Here is a 24,269-nt window from a genome sequence, read left to right as displayed (position 1 = left end):
TATGTAAGACACTGTCCGGCGGCGATGGCGGAGAGGCCACACCTGTTCCCATGCCGAACACAGCAGTTAAGCTCTCCAGCGCCGATGGTAGTTGGATGAACGTCCCGTGAGAGTAGGACGCTGCCGGGCAGTACAGAATGAATAGTATGGATGCGATGAGCCGCATTGAGACCTTTAGAGGTCTCTTTTTTTGTATAATAGGGTAAATAATAGTTATAGGTTAGGTGATCTTTAAATGATATTAGAAGTGAATGTTAATAGTATGGAAGAAACTAGACAGCTCGCTGAATCTTTAGCTGGTGTAATCACGAGTGGTACAGTGATACTTCTCGAGGGCAACTTAGGTGCAGGTAAAACTACTTTTACTCAGTTTATAGGGACTGCCTTAGGTGTTAAACGCCGGATGAGTTCTCCTACATTTAATATCATTAAATCCTATAATGCTGAATATGTGATTCATCATATGGATTGTTACAGATTGGAACACAGTGAAGAAGATCTCGGTTTTGATGAATACTTCAATGGTGAGGATATTTCCATAGTGGAATGGCCGCAGTATATCGAAGACTTTCTTCCTGAAGAATACTTATCTATAGCTATTGAGAACAAATTTGATGATACCAGACTATTTACACTTAAATCTAACGGTGATAAATACGTTACTATACTGGAGGCACTTGAAAATGTTATCACTTCTGATTGATACTTCAAACCGACCGCTGTCTGTAGCGATCAACCAAGATGGTATGGTTTTAGCTGAAATCAATGCCACTGTTAAGAAAACTCATTCTGCAACAGTCATGGATTATATTGATAGACTCTTTAAAATGACGGACGTAAAGAAAAATAATATCGATAGGATTATTGTGGCAAAAGGACCAGGTTCCTATACAGGCGTCAGAATTGGTGTAACAGTAGCTAAAACTTTGGCATATGCTCTGAATATTGAACTTTACAGTGTATCTTCACTGCTTGTGGTTGCAGCTTCCAGCAATAAGGAAGGAATCCTAGTCCCCTTATTTGACGGCAGGAGAGGCAATGTATTCGGTGCAGTTTATAATATGAAAAATGACATCTTTACAGAAGAGATTGAACCGGTATATACGAGTCTGGAAAATTTAAAGAAAGATTTGAGAGCTTATGATGCACCTATTATATTATTGGATCAGCAGGAGAAGTTTAGTGATAGTGTAGAAGATTATGCACACACTGTCCCGCGTATCAGTATGGTCGAAAAGTTTGAAAATGGTCTGAATCTGGAAAATTTCCATACTATAGTACCGGATTATTTAAGAATATCGGAGGCGGAAAGAAATTGGATGGAACAAAACAAGTCATAAGAGCGATGGAAATCGATGATTTGGAAACCGTCCATGAAATTGAGACAGCTTCGTTTCCGAATACATCCTGGAATTTGGAATCTTTTTTAAGAGAGCTTACAGTAAACAAATTTGCCCATTATTTTGTAATTGAGATGGCTGGAGAGATAGTAGGTTATTGCGGGCTCTGGATGGTCGTCGATCAAAGCCAGATTACTACAATTGCTGTTTCCAAAAGTGAGAGGGGTAATGGCTTCGGCAATGCACTTCTAAACCATGCAAAAGAATATGCGGCCACACAGGCTGAAATCCTTTCATTGGAAGTGAGTGTAGATAATACAGCTGCCATGTCACTCTATGAAAAAGAAGGATTTAACTATGGTGGAATCCGTAAGAATTATTATGGTCCAGGAAAGGATGCACATGTAATGTGGGTGGAATTAAAGTGACGCAGGATACAATAATATTAAGCATAGAAACAAGTTGTGATGAGACGGCCTGCAGTATTATTAAAAATGGTAATAAAATACTATCCAACGTGGTAGTGAGCCAGATAGAGAGCCATAAGCGCTTTGGCGGAGTTGTTCCTGAAGTTGCTTCAAGACATCATGTAGAAACGATTACACTGGTGATTGAGCAGGCATTGTCTGAAGCTGAAATGACACCGTCAGATTTGTCTGCTGTGGCTGTAACGGAGGGTCCTGGTTTAATCGGAGCTCTGCTCGTAGGTATCAATGCTGCAAAAGCATTCAGCTTCGCCCATGACCTTCCACTTATACCTGTACATCATATCGCCGGACATATATACGCAAATCAATTGGAAGAAGAATTACAATTTCCGTTGGTTGCCCTGATTGTTTCAGGCGGCCATACAGAACTGATTTATATGAAAGACCACTTATCATTTGAAGTCATCGGAGAAACGAGGGATGACGCTGTGGGAGAGGCATATGATAAAGTAGCAAGAGTGATTGGACTGCCATATCCCGGAGGACCGCATGTTGATCGCTTAAGTACAAAAGGGGAAGACACATTTAACTTTCCAAGACCTTATTTGGAGCCGAAAAGTTATGACTTTAGCTTCAGTGGCCTCAAATCTGCCGTGATAAACACGCTTCATAACTATAAGCAAAAAGGACTGGAAGTTAAAAAAGAAGATGTCGCACGCAGTTTCCAGGAAAGTGTAGTGGATGTTTTAACGAAGAAAACTCTGAATGCAGTAGAACAGTATGAAGTAAAGCACCTTCTTGTTGCAGGCGGTGTTGCTGCGAATAAGGGGCTGCGTCAGAGACTTGAATCTCTATGTGAAGAGCATGAAGTTAAATTAAGTGTGCCAGAACTTAAATTCTGTACAGATAACGCAGCGATGATAGGTGCTGCTGCATATCATTTATACCATAAAGAGCATTTCGCCAGTCTGGATCTAAACGGCAGAAGCTTCATCGACATTGAATCCATTGTATATTAATACTAATCCGGTATCTTAAAAGATACCGGATTTTTTATACTGCGAACGTACATTCAAAAAAATGTATTGTAAAGACGGTCTTTACAATGTCAATACGGAACATGTGTTTTATCCACATTTGTGGATATAATGGGGATAACTCGTGGATAAGGTTATTAACATCTGTGGATAACAATGTGCATAAGTCACACAGAAAATGTTGATTATGTGGATAACTCTAAAAAAACCAGTAGTAATCACGCTCTTTATGTGAATAACATTGTGATTAAGTAAATTTTCTATTAAATTACATATTATACCGAACGTTTGATTGTTAAGAACAAAAAAGAGAATGCATGGAATCTGCACTCTCTATTCATCATCAATCATTTCTTCAACTTCTTCCCATTTCATCATCAAATCTTCTAATTCAACATTCTTTTGCCCTAAGCGCTGATTATATTTATCCGCTTTTTCGTAATCTCCATAAACTTCCGGATTTAACAGTGTCTGTTCAATCTCTTCAATTTCCTGTTCGACTTTAGTAATATCATCTTCAAATTTAGTAATGCTCCGCTTTAAGCGCTGCATTTCATTACGCTGCTGCTTCTGAGCCTGGTAATCGGAGACCGACCCATCTTTTTTCTCTTTTGATTCAATTTGGATTTCCAATGATTCCCGTTCTTCTTTTTTATGCGTATAGTAACTGTAATCCCCATTATATAAATCAATTTTCTGATGATCCATTTCTATAATTTTTGTTGCGATTCTATCGATGAAGTATCTGTCATGTGAGACGAACAGTATGGTCCCGGGATAATCCTGCAGTGCATTCTCCAGCACTTCCTTGCTGTCTATATCTAAATGGTTTGTAGGCTCATCGAGTATGAGCAGGTTGTTCTCCTCAAGCATGAGTTTTGCGAGTTGTATGCGTGCCTTTTCCCCGCCGCTTAAATCATTGATGAGCTTTAAAACTTCATCCTGGGTGAATAAAAAACGTCCAAGAACCTTTCTGACATCACTTTCATTCATATTGGGATATTCATGCCACAGTTCTTCGAGTATCGTTCTATTTGATGTAAATTCAGCCTGCTTCTGATCGTAATAGCCAATCGATACATTTGTTCCATAAACGATGTTCCCACCATGTTTAGGGATCATTTTAGCAATCGTTTTAACGAGCGTTGATTTACCTATACCGTTCGGACCGATAATTGCTATGCGGTCTCCTTTATCTACATCAAAGCTGATGGAATCATTCAATGTTTCTTCATAGCCGATGCCGATATTTCTGATTCTGAGTACATCATTGCCGCTCTCCCGTCTGATATCAAAGGAAAAATCGGCACTTTTTCTATCCTGCATCGGCATATGGATACGATCGATATGTTCAAGCTGCTTACGACGGCTTTTTGCCATGCCGCTTGTGGATGCCCGGGCAATGTTTTTCTCAACAAAAGTTTCCAATTTCTGAATTTCCTTCTGCTGTTGCTCGTATGCTTTCAACTGCAGACTGAAACGTTTCTCTTTTTCAACTACATATTTTGTGTAATTACTGTGATAAAGTGTTCCTTTGAACATCTCTACTTCAAAGATTTTATCCACAGTCTTATCCAGAAAGTAACGGTCGTGGCTGATGATGACCACGGCACCCCGGAAGCTGTTCAAATATTGTTCCAGCCAGGAGACTGTCGTCATATCCAGATGGTTGGTCGGCTCATCGAGTAAAAGCAAGTCCGGATTTGACAGAAGCATCTGTCCAAGTGCAAGGCGGGTCTTCTGTCCGCCGGAGAACTCGTCAACATTCCGATCTAAATCCTCCAGGGCAAAATTAAGGCCGGTTAGGACGGTTTTGATCTTCGTATCGATATTGTAGCCGTCGTCACCTTCAAAACGATTTTGAAGCTGCTCGAACTTTTTAAGCTGGTCCTCATATTTTTCATCATTATAATTGTGTTCTGCGAGCCAGAGTGTGATTTCCTCAATCTCCGACTTCAAATCAAGGAGCCCGGAAAAGGGACGCATCATCTCCTCATGGACAGTCTGACTGGACTCCAATGTCATCTGCTGTGTCAAATAGCCGATGGAAGTTCCTTTCGGTACAGAGAGTGTGCCTTCATCATAGGAAAGCTCTCCAGCCATTATTTTCATCAGTGTTGTTTTACCGGCACCATTTTTTCCGACGATGCCTGTCGTTTCACCTGATTTAACTTCAAGATTCACATTTTCAAAAATTAAATCAGTGGCGTATGATTTCTTAATATTGCCGAGTTGCATTACTATCATTTTTAATTCCCCCACTTTCCTTAAGTCTACAATAAAGCTGTTAAAAAAACGATGAAATTAAACGGGTTTAGACTACACTTAAAAAAAGGAGTTATGCTATAATATAGCGATAGAGCCTAAAAGAAGAGGTGTGGGACATTTGAACAATAAAAAGAAAATCCCAAATGCAACAATGAAACGTCTCCCTTTATATTACAGGTATTTTAAAGAGGCTGAAAAATCCGGCACTGATAGAGTATCATCAAGAGAAATCAGTGATGCATTGGATATAGACTCTGCAACCATCCGCAGGGACTTCTCATATTTCGGCGAACTTGGCAGAAAGGGCTACGGCTACAATGTAAAAAGTCTGTTGAAATTCTTCATGGAACATATCCATGGGAATGAAACCAGGAATGTAGCAATCATTGGTGCCGGGAATCTTGGAAGCGCACTATTGAACTATAAATTCAGCAATATAAATGATAGAATGAATGTAGTAGCTGCGTTTGATAGAAATGAAAATATTGTTGGTACAGAAATCAATGATACCGAGGTATTCCATTCAGATGATATAGAACAGCTTGTTCAAGAACACAGCATAGATGTGGCAATACTTACCCTGCCTGCCGAATCCGGTCAGGAAATGGCGGAAAGACTTGTTAAGTCGGGGGTCAAAGGTATACTTAACTTCACACCAATCAGATTGGATATAAGTGATGAGATTTATGTACACAACATTGATTTAAGCGTTGAATTGCAGGCGTTATTCTTTTATATGAAACATTTCTAGGAGGGATACTATGTTTGAATTACTATTGCCAAGTACAATGATGGCGGTCGGACCTACAAGTATGATCGTTATCGCAGTTGTTGCTCTAATCATATTTGGTCCCAAGAAGCTTCCTCAATTTGGACGTGCAATGGGTTCTACATTAAAGGAGTTTAAAGATGCTACCAAAGGTCTTGCGACTGACGACGATGAAGAAGAGGAAGAGAAAGAAAAGAAGCAGAAGAAAATCGAGTCTAAAGAAGTATAGAGGTAATGAGGTGGCGGAAGCCACCTTTTTTTAAAGAGGTGAAAGAGTAATATGAACGATGAGGAAAAAAAAGAATTCACCGAGCATTTGGAGGAGTTAAGAAAGAAATTACTTATAGTAATGTATTTCTTTGTCGCTGCACTGTTCGTTGGATTTTTCTTATCAAAGCCATTGATTTATCAAATGCAGAATGCACCATGGACTGAATCCATACAAATGCATGCGTTTCAGGTAACAGATCCACTCAAAATTTATTTGCTCGTCATTGTTATCATTGCATTTGTCATTGTGCTGCCGGTCATTTTGTACCAGTTGTGGGCCTTCGTCGCCCCGGGACTCCACAGCAATGAGAGGAAGCTGACCCTAAGCTACATACCCATTGTTATGGTATTGATGCTGATCGGAATGGCATTCGGCTACTTCATACTGGTTCCTTATATTATAGATTTTACTTTTGAATTGTCTAAAGAAATGGGCATAGCGACTACAATCGGCATTAATCAGTATTTCGGCTTCCTGTTCAGGACAGTGGTGCCGTTCGGTATAATATTCCAGATGCCGATTCTGGTTCTATTCCTGACTCAGCTTGGTATCATTACACCGATGTTCCTGAAGAAAAATCGCAAGTATGCCTATTTTATACTGCTGATAGTTGCAGCACTCATCGCACCGCCTGACCTGATGACGCACGTCATGCTGACAATACCGATGATCATTCTATATGAAATCAGTATTTATATATCTAAAATCGGCTATAGAAGACACTTGAAAGCAGAACAGAAGGCAATTGAAGAATCGCTGGATGGTGACTAGGGAGGTATTCTTACATGGAAGAGACTTCAAAAGCAGATGAATATAAAAAAATGGATTCCGTTCCGCATCCGGAAATTGAAGCATTGATCGAGACGGTGAACAACAGTCCCTGGCGACAGAATTATCATATACAGCCTGTTACAGGGTCACTCGGCAACCCCGCCGGGTTTGTATATCACAATGGCTTATATCATTTGTTTTATCAGTGGTCTCCATTGGACAGTCGTCATGGTATTGAATATTGGTATCATGTGACGTCGGAAGATCTTGCCACTTTTAATAATCAAGGGGTGAAGATCCGTCCCGATATGATATATGACAGTCACGGAGCCCTCGCAGGCTCCGCTTTTGTCATTGAGGATGAAGTTCATCTTTTTTATACCGGCCATCACATTACAGAAGAAGGAAGAAAAATCCCCAATCAGATGCGTGCTGTCATGAATGACCGCTTCAAAGTGAGAAAAGAGACTTTTCCATTTCTGAAAGGTTCTCCTGAAGGCTATACTGAACAGTTCAGGAACCCTAAAGTATGGAATGAGGATGGGATTTATTACATGATTATCGGTGCTCAAACGGATTCTGAATACGGAAGAGCATTGATTTATACTGCAGAGGAGCCCAATGAATTTAAGCTGCAGGGTGAAGTGCGTACAGAGCTGGACCAGTTCGGGTTTATGTGGGAGAGCCCCGACTTCTTTACGATTGATGGTAAAGATGTGCTGGCTTTTTCTCCCCAGGGTCTTGATAAATATGGGCACAGTTATTGGAATGCTTATCAATCCGGGTTTGTTATGGGACATTTATACCGCGGAACACTTGTAATGGATCACGGCGAATTCCATGAGTTTGATCATGGCTTTGATTTTTACGCAGCCCAGACCGCACTGGGAAAAAACGGTGAACGGATACTGATCGGCCGCATGGGGATTGAAGAGTCTGATTATCCAACAGATGAATATAAATGGTCAGGCTGTTTCGCCATCCCGAGGATATTGACTCTGGAAAATGATAGAATCAGGCAGAATCCTGTGCCTGCCCTTGAAAAAATGAGATATGATGAAATTACGGCGGAAGGATACTTCAATCATTATCCGAGAAAGATGAAGGATTTTTACGGTGACTGCTATGAACTCATAGTCGATATCAACGAAAATAATGCTTCTGAAATCTATATTATTTTACGGAGGAGCAGAAAAGAGGAAACGACGCTCGTCTATAATACTGAAACGCGATTGTTTACATTGGATATTGAATTCAGCGGGGAAATCCCTGGAAATGTCGATGGGACAACACGCAGTGTTGAATTGGAGGAAGACTTGAACCAGCTCAGAATATTTATGGATGTTTCAAGTATAGAGATTTTCATCAATGAGGGGGAAGCGGTGGTGTCTTCCAGGATCTTCCCGGGTGAAAAAGCAGTGGGCGTGGAAATGTCGACAGAAATTGGGGATTGCTACGTTTCTCTGACACAATACAAACTGAAACCGTTCGAACAGGAAAAAATTATTTACAATCCGTAAAATACACGATTTTTTCATTTGTTCATTTCATTGAGACCTTATACAATTATGGAAGATGCAGATATAGAGCATTATTTGAGAGGTTTTCAATAAATTAGCATATTTAAATTTCAAAATTTGTTATACTTAATTAAAATTTTTGATATTATAAATTTACACATTAATTGTTCAATGGGGGGATCGGAATGTTTTCAGTACTGAGTCAGATAAACAAACGGTTGGAATATATGACGCCGGTTGAAAGAAGAGTCGCACGTTTCATGTTGGATAATCCGACAAAAATCATTAATATGCCGGTAAAAGAAATCGCCAGGCACAGTGATACGAGTGATGCTGCAATTGTCAGGTTTTCAAAGCGCATCGGCCTTGCCGGCATTAAAGAATTGAAGGTTGAACTTGCAAAAGAATTACATACCCTTGAAAAAGAAAATATCTCCAGAGTGATTGACCTGGAAGCGGACACCCATAAAGATATTTTTGACAAAGTCCTGAAAAATACTGTACAGGCACTCTATAATACTGAAAAAATCGTAGAGAGGGATAAGATGGCTGAAGCGGCCCGAATATTGGCTAAAGCAGACAATACATTTATCTTTGGAATGGGAGACTCGGCCAATGTCGGGAATGAATTCGCGCAGAAGCTTCACAGAATAAATGTAAACGCGTTTTTCACACAGGACAAATATCTCTGTATGACCAGGCTTTCGAATGCCAAAGAGAATGATGTCCTCTTTCTCATTACTTTGTCGGGGAAGACGCCTGAAGTGGTTGAAGTGGTAAAACTCGCCAGACGCCTCGGTGTAAAGACAATAATATTGACCCAAAATCATGCTTCAATCGCGAAACGGAATTCGGATGTTGCAATTGAAATTACGGAAGAGGAAACGAATATCCAGTACATGAATATGACAAGCCGCATCGCACAGCTCGTCATATGCGACGTATTATTCTTCTATGTCTGCCGTGAACTGGGATCTACAGCTTATGATACAATCATGAAAACATACGATGTAACTCACTAAATACTACCGGGCTAAGACATTTCTGTCTTAGCTTTTTTAATTGTAATAATAGTAATGCGAATTTTGATTTCAATTTGCACATAGTCATAGGGAATGGAATAATACTGTCTATCCACCTGAATAATTCTAATAATTGTTATTAAAAATAAAAGGGAGGAAAAATAATGAAAAATAAATTTACAGTGTTCTCTTTTATTTGCTTTGGATCGTGTATTTTAATTTGGGTACCAAATGTGATTTTTCAGGTGCCTAGTCCATTTTGGATTTTAACTTTTATCATTGCTCCTTTTGGACTAGCTTTTGCATTTTTAGCTAAAAACTATTGGTTGGCTTTTGGTAATGTTGTAATGTTCTTTAGTTTCTTTATCCTTATGGCTGTTGGATATTATATAAACTCACAACTTTAAAATAATTATATATATGACAGTAATGTTTTTAGAGCGGCCTGAGCCGCTCTTTTTGTAGTGCGCCAGGCATGGCGACTATCTAGGTGGTGAAAGTCCACTGTGGGGGTACACATCAACCAACCACTAGAGAAACGCAAGGCATTTACCGTGAGGTAAGGGCTGAAGGCAGCGTGTATCAAAATCTTGGCTCGACGAATAGAAATCTGATACTAAGGCGCGTTAGGCGGATGAGACTCCTACACAAGTCAAAGTCCAAACGATGTGCGTAACCTTGACGCGTAAATCAGACGAGTAAAAGAGGAAAGATGGTCGTCTTACCCTGGGAGGTCTTGCGGATGTAGAATGCGTACAGTCGAAAACGGTTAGCCGCAAGAAGTCAGCAGAAGCCATAGTAGTGATGCTTATCATGAAGGGCGGAATAATTTATAGTGTTTCTACGCCATGAATGCACGGCAGATATACTTCAGAATGTGTTAATGAGGAAAGTATGAGCGTATCTCAAAGGCTACTCAAAAGTGAAGTGTCTGACCGTCACATGAACGGAAAGGAAGAAACGAGTGTGAAACTTTTAGAAGCGATTTTAAGCAACCAAAATATGAATCAAGCCTACAAGCGCGTGTATCGCAATAAGGGTGCAAGTGGGGTGGATGGCGTCACCATAGAAGCACTGAAACAATATCTGAAGGACAATAAAGATGAACTGCGTCAGCGCATCCGAACGAGACAATACCGGCCACAGGCTGCCTTACGAGTGGAAATCCCAAAAGAGAATGGCAAGATGCGCAAATTGGGCATACCAACAGTCGTGGACCGGGTCGTTCAACAAGCCATCCATCAAGTCCTCAGCCCAATATTTGAACGTCAATTCAGTGATTTCAGTTATGGATTCAGACCCGGCAGAAGCTGTGAAATGGCCATCATTCAGAGCCTTGAATGCCTCAATGATGGCTACGACTGGGTGGTGGACATCGACCTCGAACGCTTCTTCGACACGGTCCATCATGATAAACTCATGCGCATCATCTCGAATACGATTGATGACGGTGATGTGATTTCGTTGGTCCGGAAATATCTGGTCAGCGGTGTGATGGTCAAAGGTCAATACGAGCATACACCAGTCGGGACCCCGCAAGGCGGTAACCTGAGTCCACTCTTGAGTAATATCATGTTGAATGAGTTGGACAAAGAACGGGAAACACGGGGGCTTCGTTTCGTCCGATATGCCGATGATGCGCTGATATTCGTAAAAAGTGAGAAAGCCGCGCATCGGGTGAAGGCCGCTGTGACAAAATTTATAGAGGGCAAACTCGGACTCATCGTCAACAGCGAGAAAAGTCGCATCGTGCGACCGAAGGCGTTGAAATTTCTGGGCTTTGGTTATTTCTATGATAACAGAACCCGCCGCTACGCAGTCAGACCGCATGAAAATTCCGTCCAGAAATTCCAAAGACGACTCAAACAACTCACTAAGCGCAGTTGGAGTGTATCTTTAGATTACCGGATACTCAAACTGAAACAAGTGATTTATGGCTGGGTCAATTACTTCAGGTCGGCACATATGAAGAAGAAGATGGCGCAGATCGATTCGAAATTGCGTGCCAGAATTCGCGTCATCATCTGGAAGCAATGGAAAGTCGCAAAGAAACAAATTCAATCGCTCATTCAGCTCGGTATTCCGAGAGAGGAAGCGAAAGGGCTGACCTATTGTCGTAAAGGGTATCGCTACATCGGCCTGTCTAAAGTCGTCCAGAGAGCGATTTCAAACAAACGGCTGAGCCAGCGGGGCTTGCCCTCTGTCTCAGCCTACTATCTAAAAGTACACACTGTAATATAAATTGAAACGCCGTATACGTGATCCGTATGTACGGTGTTGTGAGAGGGGCGAAAATAATTCGTTATTTTCCCTCTACTCGATTAATCAAAAACTGTCTTATCTTAAAATCATTCTGTTTATAATTATTTTCTTCTGAAAATCTTTTTCTCTGTCTAAACAGAACTTTTCCGTTTATTATGAACAATCTATCGTTGATAAAAATAGCAAGCAGCCTGATAAAAATACATTTGCTCATGGACGAACACTGAGTTTTTTGACTTTTAGATATCTGTTTGAAATATTCCTGAAATATTCTTCATGAAACCAGTCATTATATTAAGGTTGTGTAACATATCGGATTTTTTGTAGATACATGCCCCGGCATTTAATATAATTAGTTTAAATATTAAAGACTAATTAATGAAAGCTTATATCTTAATTAAAAAATTAAGATCAGGCGATGGTATGGAGGAATAATTTTGAAAGAGAGAATGGCAAAGTTAGGAATTGTAACCCTATTGGTAACGTCAACGACATTTTCTCAAGGATTACTCACAACGATAAGTGCTAATGAAACAGATGATATAGAAAATCAAAATGATCAGACGCAACAGGAAGAATCCGATGAGACTGCAAATCAAGTGAATGAAACTACTGAAACAGAAAGTACTGAAGAAACAGATATAGAAGAAAATACTGAAGAACAAACGGCAGAACAGGCTCAAAATGAGGATGCGAATACACAAGCTTATTCAACGCAGACGAGCCTGGAACCTGTTGAACCTGAGAATGATGCTGCAGATGTAAAGGAAGAAGCCATCAATGACCGGGAGGACGGGGCAGAAGCCGAACCTGTAGAAGAAGAGAGTACAGAACAGTATGCTTTTGAAAACACTTCTGAAGAACAGACTGTTCAAGCAGCGCCAGAAGAAGAAATGGATGAAGAGTCTGTGGAAGAAACGACAGAAGCAAATGCGGCTGAAGAAATAACTGGGGAACAGACTGTTGAAGAGCCGACGGCAGAGGACATTAATGAAGATCAGGGAGAGCAGGAACCAGCCATAGACGGATCATCAGAAGAAAATACGGATGAGGTATCAACAGGGGAACAGACTGTTGAAGAGCCAATGGCAGACGATTCTAATGAAGAGTCGACAGAAGCACCAACTGTCGAAGAACCAACAGAGGAACCGACTCCCGAGGAACCAACAGAAGAGAACATTCCTCAAAATCTAACTCCTGAGGAATCAACGGAAGAGACTGCTCCCGAGGGACCGACGGGGGCGCCGACTGACGAAGGACCGACTGAAGAAAATACTGTTGAACAGCCAAGAGAACAATCTGTGGAACAACCTGCAGAAAAATCTTCAAATGAAGGGGAAACCCGCAGCAATCCGGATAATGAAGTGCAATATTCAGAGGACACATCGGAAAGCAGTTCTTCTGAGGCACAACAGGATAAAAGGGAAATTTACCGATACAATTATGGTAATGTCCTGGAAGGTATCCATCTTACACCCGGCGGTTCTGAAGAACAATTGGAACTGTTGGATAAGCGTGTCAATCGTTTGATGACTTCTAAAATTGTAGATGTCGAAGATATGGACGAAGAGGAAATTATGGAGATTGAGAAACAGGTAAAGCAGGAAGAGGGAATAAGCCCGGCAAGTGATTTAGAAGAGCTGCCGGATACAGGTGAGGGGAATCATTATACTTTCCTTTATGCAGTTGTATTGTTAATAGCAGGCGGAATTCTGTACTTCCTAACAAGAAAACCCCGTAACGGATAACTCCATATATATGAAAGCCCCCATCTCACAAGGATGGGGGCTTTCCAAATTTCATAGTGATTCGTCATCGATGGAGTTGAGATAATCTCTCACTTCTCCGACTACTGATTCCAGGCAGCCGTCCTCAAAAGGTGATTTTAAGTTCGCTGCTTCTACGAGTGAGTTGAACGGCAAAGTACCACCGAGTCTGCACAAATTAATATAATCTTTCCACGCACCTTCAAAGTCTTCGTTCGCACGTTTCCAGAACTGGAGTGCACATACCTGGGCCAGCGTATAATCAATGTAATAAAATGGCACGCCGAATACATGACCCTGTCTATGCCATAACGAACCACTTTCAAGCGGCTCTATACCATCATAATCACGATGCGGTAAATATTTTTCTTCGAGTTTCTTCCATTCCTGACGTCTTTCTTCCGGTGTGAGTTCCGGGTTTTCATAAACGATGTGCTGGAATTCATCAATGGCTACGCCATATGGTAAGAATGTGATATCACCTGCCATATGGGAAAATTTAAATTTATCGGTATCTTCTTTGAAGAAGAGTTCCATCCAGGGGTATGTGAAGTATTCCATGCTCATTGAATGGATTTCAGCGGATTCAAGTGTCGGGAATTGATATTCAGGTACATCGTAGCCTCTCGACATATAGCTTTGGAATGCATGTCCGGCTTCGTGTGTCAGCACTGTGACATCCCCGAGCGTGCCGTTGAAGTTCGAGAAGATGAACGGTGAAGCGTAGTCGGGGATGAAGGTACAATAACCGCCGCCTTCTTTCCCTTTTTTGGCTTCCACATCAAATAGTTCTCTTGTGCGCATGAACTGATAGAATTCATCCGTTTCGGGAGAAAGTTCTTTGTACATTTTTTCTCCCTTTTCAAGAATGGCTTCTGCATCTCCTTTAGGCGCTGCATTTCCAGTAAGAAAATCGAAGTTTTCATCGTAGGATTTGAGATCATCCAAGCCGATTCTCTTGCGTTGTCTTTCCTTTAGTTCCGTTGCCAGCGGCACGATGAACTCTGCCACCTGTTTCCTGAAGTTTTCCACCATTTTTCTGTCGTAGTCGATTCTATCCATTCGGATATAGCCCAGTTTGACGAAATCTTTGTAACCAAGTGCCTTGGCAATCTTGTCGCGGGTTTTGACCAGATCATCATAAATACGATCGATTTTTTCCAGGTTTTCACCCATGAATCCCTGCACAGCTTCAGCAGCACCGCGCCTTTTTTCCCGGTCAGTATGCTCGGCATAAGGACCGAATTCTGACAGATTTAATTTTTTGCCGTCAAATTCTATTTCTGCAGCCGCTAAAAGCTTCGAGTATTCAGAGTCCAGTTTATTCTCCTGCTGCAGCAATTCCTTCACTTTCGGATCGAAGGATTTCAGTGAATTTGCAGCGAGTTCAAATAATTGCGTGCCGTACCTTTCTTCAAGTTCATCCCTGTATGTACTTTCGGTGATGGCTTTATAGTATTTGTTACTGATCTCCTGTATTGTGGGTCCGTATTCATCAAAGAAGCTGCGTTCAGTATCATAAAATTCGTCTTTGGTATCAATCGATGAGCGGATGTATGCCAGGTTTTCCATTGTCGAAATGGTGTTGAAGTGTTCGTTCAGCTGATCGATGAGCTCCCCTTGAACATCAGCAGAACTTGCCAGATTAAACTCAATCAAAAGCGCATCCACTTCTCCTTCAATCTTTTTAAGGTCGGGCCGTTCATACTTATAATCTTTGAAAGTCATTACCATTAGTTTTCCCCCTAAGTTTTTATTACAAGGATATATTACCATATTTAAATGAACTACACCGTCACTCAAGTAACGGGTTTCTAGGAACACTCATAACTTGGTTTGCCCATTACAGAGCCAACCAGCGGTTTAAGCTATTTTACTAAGGCCTGTCCCAGGCCAGGATTCAATATATTTTTAGCCACATTAATATCCCGGTCATGGTTGATGCTGCACGCCGTACAGGACCACTGTCTGATATTTAATGGTTTTTTTCCACTGTCAAACTGACAGCTGGAACACAGTTGAGAGGTCTTATGCGGATTGACCACAATCAATTGTCTGGCGTAGATATCACATTTATATTTTAAAACGTCACTGAACTGTTTAACATATCCAACATCCGAGTCCATATGAAGCGGGTATGCCCGAACGTCATATTGATCAAATTTTCTTGTTCCTGATTGGGATAAATCTTACATTCAATCCCTCTATACACTGTATTTCACCCCACCTTCTATATCCATTATATCACCATATAGCACCCTCCATATAATATGAGTAAAGATATAGAAAGGACGCATTAAACCCGTATGATTAAGAGAACAAGAACCAATAACAGAATACAATGCAGATCGTCCGAAACGCTCATTCATCACGCCATTAAAATAGCATGTTTTCCCAGCTGACGACCTCTGATAAAATACATTGAAATTGAACATTATGTTCAAATGCATTATTTTCAGGGTATTTGTAGAAGAGATACTTTCTAAAAGGAGTGTTTAGATGGTGGAAATAGATGAAGAGTTGGAAAACAGGATTGGTGAAGTCACACGAAAAACGAAAGATATGGGCATTCCTGTAATGATTCTTATAGAAGGTGCCCCGGCTTCCGGGAAATCAAGGTTGTCGAACGCACTGTACATGGCGCTGGATGCCAAATACACTGATTTTGTCGCAACGAGACCGCCAAGAGAGCTGGATCTGCGTTATCCTTTCTTACAAAGGTACTGGCAGCATCTCCCTAAAAATGGAGATATAAATATCCATTTCCGCAGCTGGTATTCACAGTATATCGAATATAAAGTGCGGGGAATCAAAGAGAACATCAGAGTGGATTATGATGAAATTAAAGACGACATGGAAAATTTTGAAGATACTCTTAGGAATAATGGATATGAGATTATTAAATTTTATGTCCATGCTGATGAAGACATAAAGCAAAAGCATATTGATAAGCTGAATGCCAATCCCGTTCTTAAGTGGAAAGCAGAGGAGTTTCAGGAACGGCTGGAAGATTTCGACTATGAAGGCGAAATGGAACAATTTTTAAATTCCTCTTCCGAAAGTCAATGGACGAAGATTGATTTTGAAGAAAAAGACGAAGCGGTGAATAAGTTATTTGAAACAGTCATCACTCGCCTGGAAGAAAGAATTGAATCTGAAGATAATGCAGGAAAAACTGAATCAGACGGGGATTTTTCGGAAGATTATGAAGCAGAACTTTTTAAATTTGATTTTGAAAAAGAGAAACTCAAAAAGAAAGAATACAAGAAAATACTGCCCGGCCTCCAGGAGCGGATGCGGGAAATCCAATTCCAGTTATATGAAGAGAAAATCCCTCTGGTGCTCGTCTATGAAGGGATGGATGCAGCAGGCAAGGGCGGCAATATCGAAAGAACGAGACAGTTGCTTGACCCGACGGGCTACACAGTGAATGCAACCGGAGCACCGACGGATATGGAACTTGCACATCACTATTTATGGCGATTCGCAACAGAAGTTCCGAGAAGCGGGCATATCGGGTTCTTTGACAGAAGCTGGTATGGCAGAGTGATGGTGGAAAGAATTGAAGGGTTTGCTTCCAATGCGCAGTGGAAGCAGTCATACGGAGAAATAAATGATTTTGAGAAATCTCTGTATAATTCCGGGGCAATCATTATAAAATTCTTCCTGTCACTGGATAAGGATGAGCAGCTGGAACGTTTCCAGGACAGGGAGAATGATGAAGACAAAGCATGGAAACTGACAGAGGAAGACTGGCGGAACCGGGAAAAATGGGATCTTTATATCGAAGCCAGTGAAGATATGATCAGAGAGACCAGTACCGATTATGCCCCCTGGCATATCATACCGGGCAATAACAAACGCTATGCAAGAATTGCCGCGCTTAGAAAAATTATAGAAACCTGTGAAGTGCAGATTAAAAATAAATAAACGGATACCGGCTTTTGCCGGTATTTTTAATTCGAATATCGAAATAATCTTGTTTCTTCATGTAAAGATGTATATTCTAATAATGAACGATTTGAAATTGGAACATTTCAAATCGTTCATTATCTAGAGGGGAGAAACAATCATGCAGTCATTCAAGCGGATGTTTTTATTATTTAGCATATTCTTGATGGTTTTCAGTGCATTCTCATCGACAGTCCTTGCCAATGAGCTGGGCAAACCAAATCACACACCATCATTAAACGAAGTGCATCTGGAGAAATACCGGAATGTGCAGAAACAGCTGGAAGTTTTGTCTGGCCCGGCCCAGCTGGGAGAAAGTCTTGAAAATTCTGAAGGCAATGTCAATGTCATTGTGCATTACAAGGAGCCATCAGTCGGACTGGCAAGGGGAATGATACAGTCACAAGGGAAAAAATGGTCAGGGCTTGATGCGGATCAAGTCAGACAAAAGATAGAGAAGCAGCAGCAACAGGCTGAACACAGCATGAGGAATAAAAATATCAGCTTTCAAAAAGGAAATACATATAATACCGTATTAAATGCCCAATCTATGACAGTTGCAGCGGCGGATCTTGAAAAACTGCTTGAAGTTGAAGCGGTTGCTTTGGTCGAAGAAGACTTCTTCGTACAACTGGACCCTGAAAAAGAAATTGCCGACAGCCTGAACACTGAGGGGATAACAGATGTATCCCAGGAAGATGTTCATCCAGGGTATATCGCAGGAATCACCCATTTGGAAATTCCTAAAGTATGGGAACTTGGCAATAAAGGACAGGGCGTAAAGGTCGGCGTCATTGATACAGGCATTGATTATAACCATCCGGATCTCGTTGATGTCTATCAAGGAGGAAGAAACTATGTAAATGGCCCGGATTATGTCGGAGAGCGGCCGGCTGACGATCCGTATGAAACTTCACCGGAAGAACGGCCGGATACACTGCCTGAATATGACCAGAATGGGAGTTCATACTGGACCACACATGGCACCCATGTAGCCGGCACGATCGCATCACAGGGGAAAAATGACTACGGGATGATCGGTGTGGCACCGAATGTCGATCTGCATGCATATCGTGTGCTGGGAGCATACGGCAGTGGTTATACTTCTTGGATCATCGGCGGCATTGAAGGGGCTGTTGAAGATGGCATGGATGTTATCAACTTATCACTGGGAAATACTCTGAGTGATGAGAGCCAGGCAAACGCATTTGCCTTGAACAATGCGATGCTGCTGGGAACCGTTTCACTGGCAGCAACCGGTAACACCGGACCGGAACGGTCAACAATCGGGGGGCCTGCAACCAGCACGATGGCAATCAGTGTGGGAAATACGACACTCCCTGAACAGCGGACATCAGCAAATGTGACATTTGAAGCCGGCGGATTTTCACAGACGGCAGATGCTGATTTCATGGCATATCAAATCGGTGTTCCTCCCGAGGACCAGGTAAATGGCACGATGGAGGTTGTCAAAGTGCCCGGATTAGGGAAACCGGGGGACTTTGAAGGCCTTAATGTACAGGATAGGATCGCTCTGATCCAGCGGGGCGAGATTGCTTTCGTAGATAAAATCGCAAATGCCAAAGATCAGGGTGCTGCCGGGGTTATCATTTATAATTCCGCCGAGGGAACGAACGCGCCGGGACCGGTGGATGTTTTCCTCGGAACCGCATTTGAGTTCATACCGGTGCTGGATGTTTCCCATACACTGGGGGCGGAACTTGCTGCAGCTGTAGAAGAGGCGGGCAGCGGCACGGTGACTTTCAACAGCTTCGAGGAATCAGTGACATCCGGAGATCAGGTGAATGCATCGTCATCCAGAGGCCCGTCAACACCGAATTTCGATATCAAGCCGGATATTTCGGCACCGGGCACGAATATTCTGTCTACGGTACCGGTATTCGAAGGGGCGGACTACAGTCAGGCATACGCGCACTACACGGGCACGTCAATGGCCACACCGCATGCTGCAGGGATTGCCGCACTGCTGGTTGAACTGCATCCTGAATGGGATGCATTCGACATCAAATCGGCAATGAGCAATACTGCGAAAGTTCTGGATACAACCTCATATGATGTATTTGCCCAAGGGGCCGGGTTGGTGCAGCCCTATGCAGCCGCAACCACAGGAACATTATTGAAAGTGCCGCATCAGTCGGCAATGGACGGACAGACATATGACCATACCCGGGGCACAATGTCATTTGGCTATATCAGCCCCGGACAGGAAGCACAGACAGTGACAAAAAATCTGATCATTGAAAATATCTCGGGCGGAAGTACCACCTACAGTTTTGAAGTCGTTACCACGAAGGCGCCGACAGGATCGATGGCAGGGACGACTCTGACTCCGGATACAGAGCGCATTACAGTAGACGGTACGCAGACCGTACAGTTTAATCTGAATGTGCCGGCAGGTGTTGAGGAGCCGGGGAACGAATTCCTGGGCTACATCAATGTAACCAGTGATGCCGGCACATACTCCGTACCTTTTGCTGCCGGCTTGGCCGAGCCGCTGGAAACAGGATTCAATGAATACTATCTGAATGCGTATCACATATCACCGAACGGAGATGGTGTTCAGGACGCGACATCCGTCTATGCATCATTCCATAATCCCCAGGATATGACATTGTTCAGCTGGTTTGATCTTCTGAATCCAACAGATGGACCCAATGGTGATGGCTTTATTGGTGATATCGCTCTGGAAACAGGTATCCAGTCATCAGTCACCGTACCCGTTGACGGTACAATGTACAATATCGAAAATGATGAATATGTTTATTATGATGTGCCGGATGGCGTGTATACCATTGATGCATACTCACTTCACAGCGGTACAGCTGAAAGCCAGTACGATGGACCGCTGTTTGTAAAACGGGAATCGACACAGCTGTCTGAACCGTCTGTTTCCGAAGGCATGGTGACGGCATCTGTCAGTGATCTGTATGTAGATGCACTGCCGGTACTTGAAGCAGACTACGGCCTCACCTACGATCCGAATATCTTTATAAATGGCACATATGTGCTGGAAAATGGCAGCGGAAGCGAAGCAGGGGCAGTCCAAGTCGATCCAGATGGCACAATGGCGCTTGATTTCAACGGCTATGCAGGGTCATATCATTTAACACTTGATTTTACAGATGCAGCCGGCAACAGTGCCAGTTATCCATATACAGTGAACTTTGACGAGGATACCATTGTCGAAGGGCTGGAAGAACTTCCTGATGACAGCACACCGCCTGATGAATCAAATTCATATCAATTGACGCTTCAGGATGTAGAAAGTGGCATGAATAAAAACAGTACTAAAGACATTCATGTCTCAATACCAAGAGAATATATTGCAGACGGTTCGGCGGCTGTAACGCTTTCCAACGCCCTCATTACCGAACTTTCAAATATGAGACCGAATAAAACAGTGGTGCTCAATGTGGAAGGCTCTGCTGTCCAGCTTACTGTTGGCAACTTCAAACAGTTTATGGCATATGAGTCGGTTGAAGTACAAGTCCTGCGTTCGCCTAAAACGTCGGAGAACCAGGTCAGCGATATTTATGAAGTGCTTCTGACAGGCAGAAATGGAGCTGAATCCGAGACGATTACAAATCTGGATGCAGCGATGAGCATAATGATCGAGTCGCCGGGCAGGCATTTTGATGTCTATGATATTACGGCGGAAAGGATTGTTAAATCGAAATACAACAAAAAACAGCAGGTGATTGAAACAACAGCGCCATCTTCATATGTAGTCATCCAGCAAAATTAAAAACAGGTATCAAAAAAAGCGGATCCATTGGGATCCGCTTTTTGATTGAAATTATAAATTAAAGTAACAGATGAATGATAACACTCAGACCGTTCTGTATTTCTTCCAGTTGTTCTATATAATCTTTGGCCAAAACCTGAATGATTACAACAACGCCGTTCATGATCATATGGACGAGTATCGGCACGAGCAGCCGACCGCTGATTACATAGAGGAAACTGAACGTGTATGCCATCGCAAGATAAATGATTATATGTGTAAAATCCCAGTGGGCAACCGCGAAAACCAGGCCGCTCAGGAAACCGGCAACGAGGAAGCCGATGATTTTCGATCCCGGAATCATTTCATAGATTTCAGCGAATATCGCCCGTCTGAATACATATTCCTCTAAAATGGGACCAAGCAATGCAACGACCAGTATCATAAATGGTGCAGACTCGATCATCTCAATGATTCCTGAAGTATTTTCACTCTCAAGAGGATTGCCGAGTACATAGACATTTATGAGGCCGGCTAAAACCTGAGAGCCATAGGCGAGGAATACACCGCCGACAATCCATGCGATGGTGACTGGGATATCGGCCTGTTTGCCGCGTTCAATCCTGTTTTTATTTTTATGGATTTGTCCGATGGCGATTACAATAATAACACCGACAGCAAAAGCGATTGCCTGGTAGGGCATGACCTGATCCAGCATTTCTGTTTCAGTGATTGACGGGTTGGTAAAAGCCAAAATCATAGATATGGGTATTACGGCTAATTGAACTGCGATGAATACGATGATAATTAGTACGCTGTATAGCTGTCTCACAATAGAACCTCCAGTTTTCAATAGCTTTATTTTACATGAAATTATTGTTAGGTTAAAGCAAAGAGAAAATCCTTGCATTCTTGACCAACTTTGATTATTATTTAATTGTTGGCACTTAGAACAAACGAGTGCTAAAAATCATTATATTTTGACTTTACTTAAGGAGGGCTTTCACGTGTTGAAACCATTAGGCAATCGAGTAGTTATTGATTTGACTCAAAAGGAAGAAACAACAAAGAGCGGCATCATCTTAACTGAATCAGCAAAAGAAAAACCACAGGAAGGTACTGTTGTAGCTGTAGGTTCGGGGAAAGTATTAGAGAATGGCACTCGGGTGGACCTTGAAGTTAAAGAAGGCGACCGGGTGGTTTATTCCAAATTCGCCGGAACAGAAGTTAAACATGAAAACCAGGATTATTTGATTATTGCAGATACGGATATACTGGCAATTATCGGCTAATCATCAATTATAAAATTACAACAAATAAAGATTTTGATTTTCTTTAGGAGGAATTTTACACATGGCAAAAGAATTAAAGTTCTCAGAAGATGCTCGTAAGTCAATGCTCGATGGTGTTGACAAACTTGCAAATGCTGTAAAAGTAACGCTCGGACCAAAAGGACGTAATGTCGTTTTGGATAAATCATTTACTTCACCACTGATTACTAACGATGGTGTAACAATCGCAAAAGAAATCGAACTTGAAGACGCATATGAAAACATGGGTGCAAAATTGGTTGCGGAAGTAGCGAACCAGACGAATGAAATTGCCGGTGACGGTACGACAACAGCAACAGTGCTTGCCCAGTCCATGATTCAGGAAGGTCTTAAAAACGTTACAAGCGGTGCAAACCCGGTAGGTATCAGAGCGGGTATCGGCAAAGCGGTTGAAGTTGCAGTGGAAGAACTTCAGAACATTTCCCGTCCCGTGCAGGATAAAGAGTCCATCGCACAGGTGGGTGCAATTTCTTCGGATGACCCTGAAATCGGGGATTATATCTCCGAAGCGATGGAAAAAGTCGGAAAAGACGGCGTTATCACAATTGAGGAATCCCGCGGATTCAAAACTGAACTTGAAGTTGTGGAAGGTATGCAGTTTGACCGTGGATACACTTCACCATACATGGTTACAGATTCCGAGAAAATGGTTGCAGACCTGGACAACCCATATATCCTTGTTACAGATAAGAAAATCTCAAACTTCCAGGATATCCTCCCGCTTCTTGAGCAGGTGGTTCAGCAATCCCGTCCGATCCTCATCATTGCTGATGATGTTGAAGGGGATGCAATGGCGAATATCGTACTGAACAAACTCCGCGGCACATTTACAGCGATTGCTGTGAAAGCACCGGGATTCGGCGATCGCCGCAAAGCGATGCTTGAAGATATCGCAGTGCTCACAGGCGCACAGGTAGTTACTGAAGATCTTGGATTGGATCTTAAAGACACAACGGTCGATATGCTGGGTACAGCTTCCAAAGTCAACGTTTCCAAAGACAACACTACAATCGTTGAAGGTGCTGGAGAAAAAGATAATATCGAGGCACGTGTCGGTCAGATCAGATCACAGCTGGAAGAAACAGCTTCAAGCTTCGATAAAGAAAAACTTCAGGAACGTCTGGCTAAACTTTCAGGCGGTGTGGCAGTAATCAAAGTTGGTGCTGCGTCTGAAACTGAAATGAAAGAACGTAAGCTGCGCATCGAAGATGCACTTAACTCAACACGTGCAGCAGTAGAAGAAGGCATCGTTTCGGGTGGGGGAACAGCACTTGTTTCCGTACACAAAAAAGTATCCGAAATCGAAGCGGAAGGTGATGTGAGAACTGGTATAAACATTGTTCTTAAGGCACTGGAAGCACCAATTCGTCAAATCGTTGAAAATGCAGGGCTTGAAGGTTCGGTTGTAGTTGAAAGACTGAAAACTCAAGAGCCGGGCATAGGTTACAACGCAGCAACAGACGAATGGGTAAACATGATAGATGCAGGTATCGTGGATCCGACAAAAGTAACGCGTTCTGCACTGCAGCATGCAGGCTCCGTTGCAGCCATGTTCCTCACTACAGAAGCAGTAGTTGCCGATATTCCGGATGAAAACGCCGGCGGCGGAGACATGGGCGGCGGCATGGGCGGCATGCCGGGCATGATGTAAGGCATATTGAATAATACTTTTTACGACGAGGTTTGCCTGAGGGCAAATCTCGTTTTTTCATGAATCAGTGTATGCGGTAAATAAGTGGATTCTTATAAAGGAGAGTCACATTCCTCTTTTTAATTCACAGAAACCGT

The 24,269-nt window shown here is 42.3% G+C and carries 21 protein-coding genes and 1 rRNA gene; 17 read left to right on the top strand and 5 right to left on the bottom strand.

Going from position 1 to position 24,269, the window contains the following annotated elements:
* Positions 1-14 precede the first annotated feature (14 nt).
* The 5 genes from rrf to tsaD all read left to right on the top strand — a co-directional run bounded on the left by rrf (position 15) and on the right by tsaD (position 2,787).
* Positions 15-129 (top strand): 5S ribosomal RNA (gene rrf / locus ACKRAT_RS11895).
* Positions 130-235: 106 nt separating this feature from the next.
* On the top strand, positions 236-703 hold the full coding sequence (gene tsaE, locus ACKRAT_RS11890; protein WP_411842601.1) for a tRNA (adenosine(37)-N6)-threonylcarbamoyltransferase complex ATPase subunit type 1 TsaE: 468 nt from the start codon (positions 236-238) through the stop codon (positions 701-703).
* Positions 684-1,340, top strand: a complete 657-nt coding sequence (tsaB, locus tag ACKRAT_RS11885) for a tRNA (adenosine(37)-N6)-threonylcarbamoyltransferase complex dimerization subunit type 1 TsaB (protein ID WP_411842600.1) — start codon at positions 684-686, stop codon at positions 1,338-1,340. The genes tsaE and tsaB overlap by 20 nt, the downstream gene beginning before the upstream one ends.
* Before the next feature lie 5 nt (positions 1,341-1,345).
* Positions 1,346-1,768: a ribosomal protein S18-alanine N-acetyltransferase gene (gene rimI / locus ACKRAT_RS11880; protein ID WP_411844455.1), complete on the top strand. Its 423-nt coding sequence runs from the start codon at positions 1,346-1,348 to the stop codon at positions 1,766-1,768.
* Positions 1,765-2,787 (top strand): tRNA (adenosine(37)-N6)-threonylcarbamoyltransferase complex transferase subunit TsaD, encoded by a 1,023-nt coding sequence (gene tsaD / locus ACKRAT_RS11875; RefSeq protein ID WP_411844454.1) that lies wholly within the window; start codon positions 1,765-1,767, stop codon positions 2,785-2,787. The genes rimI and tsaD overlap by 4 nt, the downstream gene beginning before the upstream one ends.
* A gap of 351 nt (positions 2,788-3,138) precedes the next feature.
* Here tsaD and ACKRAT_RS11870 read toward each other — a convergent pair whose 3' ends face one another.
* Positions 3,139-5,052 carry an ABC-F family ATP-binding cassette domain-containing protein gene (locus ACKRAT_RS11870; protein WP_411842599.1) on the bottom strand — a complete coding sequence of 638 codons (1,914 nt, stop codon included), beginning with the start codon at positions 5,050-5,052 and terminating at the stop codon, positions 3,139-3,141.
* Between the two features lie 139 nt (positions 5,053-5,191).
* Between ACKRAT_RS11870 and ACKRAT_RS11865 the strand changes: the two genes are divergently transcribed.
* From ACKRAT_RS11865 to ACKRAT_RS11830, 8 genes are all read left to right on the top strand, one after another.
* A complete protein-coding gene (locus tag ACKRAT_RS11865; protein ID WP_411842598.1) occupies positions 5,192-5,824 on the top strand; it encodes a redox-sensing transcriptional repressor Rex in 633 nt (210 codons plus the stop codon).
* Positions 5,825-5,834: 10 nt separating this feature from the next.
* Positions 5,835-6,071 carry a twin-arginine translocase TatA/TatE family subunit gene (locus tag ACKRAT_RS11860; RefSeq protein WP_411842597.1) on the top strand — a complete coding sequence of 79 codons (237 nt, stop codon included), beginning with the start codon at positions 5,835-5,837 and terminating at the stop codon, positions 6,069-6,071.
* A gap of 51 nt (positions 6,072-6,122) precedes the next feature.
* On the top strand, positions 6,123-6,884 hold the full coding sequence (gene tatC / locus ACKRAT_RS11855) for a twin-arginine translocase subunit TatC (RefSeq protein ID WP_411842596.1): 762 nt from the start codon (positions 6,123-6,125) through the stop codon (positions 6,882-6,884).
* A gap of 14 nt (positions 6,885-6,898) precedes the next feature.
* A complete protein-coding gene (locus ACKRAT_RS11850; protein WP_411842595.1) occupies positions 6,899-8,404 on the top strand; it encodes a glycoside hydrolase family 32 protein in 1,506 nt (501 codons plus the stop codon).
* A 185-nt stretch (positions 8,405-8,589) separates the two neighbouring features.
* On the top strand, positions 8,590-9,426 hold the full coding sequence (locus ACKRAT_RS11845) for a MurR/RpiR family transcriptional regulator (RefSeq protein WP_411842594.1): 837 nt from the start codon (positions 8,590-8,592) through the stop codon (positions 9,424-9,426).
* 164 nt (positions 9,427-9,590) lie between these two features.
* Positions 9,591-9,833, top strand: a complete 243-nt coding sequence (locus ACKRAT_RS11840; protein WP_411842593.1) for a hypothetical protein — start codon at positions 9,591-9,593, stop codon at positions 9,831-9,833.
* Between the two features lie 559 nt (positions 9,834-10,392).
* Positions 10,393-11,667 carry a group II intron reverse transcriptase/maturase gene (ltrA, locus tag ACKRAT_RS11835; RefSeq protein ID WP_411844453.1) on the top strand — a complete coding sequence of 425 codons (1,275 nt, stop codon included), beginning with the start codon at positions 10,393-10,395 and terminating at the stop codon, positions 11,665-11,667.
* 458 nt (positions 11,668-12,125) lie between these two features.
* A complete protein-coding gene (locus ACKRAT_RS11830) occupies positions 12,126-13,436 on the top strand; it encodes an LPXTG cell wall anchor domain-containing protein (protein WP_411842592.1) in 1,311 nt (436 codons plus the stop codon).
* A gap of 51 nt (positions 13,437-13,487) precedes the next feature.
* Here ACKRAT_RS11830 and ACKRAT_RS11825 read toward each other — a convergent pair whose 3' ends face one another.
* The 3 genes from ACKRAT_RS11825 to ACKRAT_RS11815 all read right to left on the bottom strand — a co-directional run bounded on the left by ACKRAT_RS11825 (position 13,488) and on the right by ACKRAT_RS11815 (position 15,666).
* Entirely contained in the window at positions 13,488-15,188 is a 1,701-nt protein-coding gene (locus ACKRAT_RS11825) for a M3 family oligoendopeptidase (protein WP_411842591.1), read from the bottom strand.
* Between the two features lie 134 nt (positions 15,189-15,322).
* Positions 15,323-15,580, bottom strand: a complete 258-nt coding sequence (locus tag ACKRAT_RS11820) for a zinc ribbon domain-containing protein (protein WP_411842590.1) — start codon at positions 15,578-15,580, stop codon at positions 15,323-15,325.
* Positions 15,535-15,666 carry a helix-turn-helix domain-containing protein gene (locus tag ACKRAT_RS11815; RefSeq protein ID WP_411842589.1) on the bottom strand — a complete coding sequence of 44 codons (132 nt, stop codon included), beginning with the start codon at positions 15,664-15,666 and terminating at the stop codon, positions 15,535-15,537. The genes ACKRAT_RS11820 and ACKRAT_RS11815 overlap by 46 nt, the downstream gene beginning before the upstream one ends.
* Positions 15,667-15,953: 287 nt before the next feature.
* Between ACKRAT_RS11815 and ACKRAT_RS11810 the strand changes: the two genes are divergently transcribed.
* Positions 15,954-17,384, top strand: coding sequence for a phosphate--AMP phosphotransferase (locus tag ACKRAT_RS11810; protein WP_411842588.1), 1,431 nt, complete (start codon positions 15,954-15,956; stop codon positions 17,382-17,384).
* Positions 17,385-17,526: 142 nt separating this feature from the next.
* Positions 17,527-21,171, top strand: a complete 3,645-nt coding sequence (locus tag ACKRAT_RS11805; protein ID WP_411842587.1) for a S8 family serine peptidase — start codon at positions 17,527-17,529, stop codon at positions 21,169-21,171.
* A 58-nt stretch (positions 21,172-21,229) separates the two neighbouring features.
* On the opposite strand, the gene ACKRAT_RS11800 is transcribed toward ACKRAT_RS11805, so the two are convergent.
* On the bottom strand, positions 21,230-21,982 hold the full coding sequence (locus tag ACKRAT_RS11800) for a lysostaphin resistance A-like protein (protein ID WP_411842586.1): 753 nt from the start codon (positions 21,980-21,982) through the stop codon (positions 21,230-21,232).
* A gap of 175 nt (positions 21,983-22,157) precedes the next feature.
* Between ACKRAT_RS11800 and groES the strand changes: the two genes are divergently transcribed.
* Positions 22,158-22,442 (top strand): co-chaperone GroES, encoded by a 285-nt coding sequence (gene groES, locus ACKRAT_RS11795; protein ID WP_411842585.1) that lies wholly within the window; start codon positions 22,158-22,160, stop codon positions 22,440-22,442.
* A 61-nt stretch (positions 22,443-22,503) separates the two neighbouring features.
* Positions 22,504-24,132, top strand: coding sequence for a chaperonin GroEL (groL, locus tag ACKRAT_RS11790; RefSeq protein ID WP_411842584.1), 1,629 nt, complete (start codon positions 22,504-22,506; stop codon positions 24,130-24,132).
* Positions 24,133-24,269 lie beyond the last annotated feature (137 nt).

It is taken from the genome of Salinicoccus sp. HZC-1, assembly GCF_046736035.1.
Classification (GTDB): Bacteria; Bacillota; Bacilli; order Staphylococcales; family Salinicoccaceae; genus Salinicoccus.
This window is presented reverse-complemented; position numbering and strand designations above follow the sequence as displayed.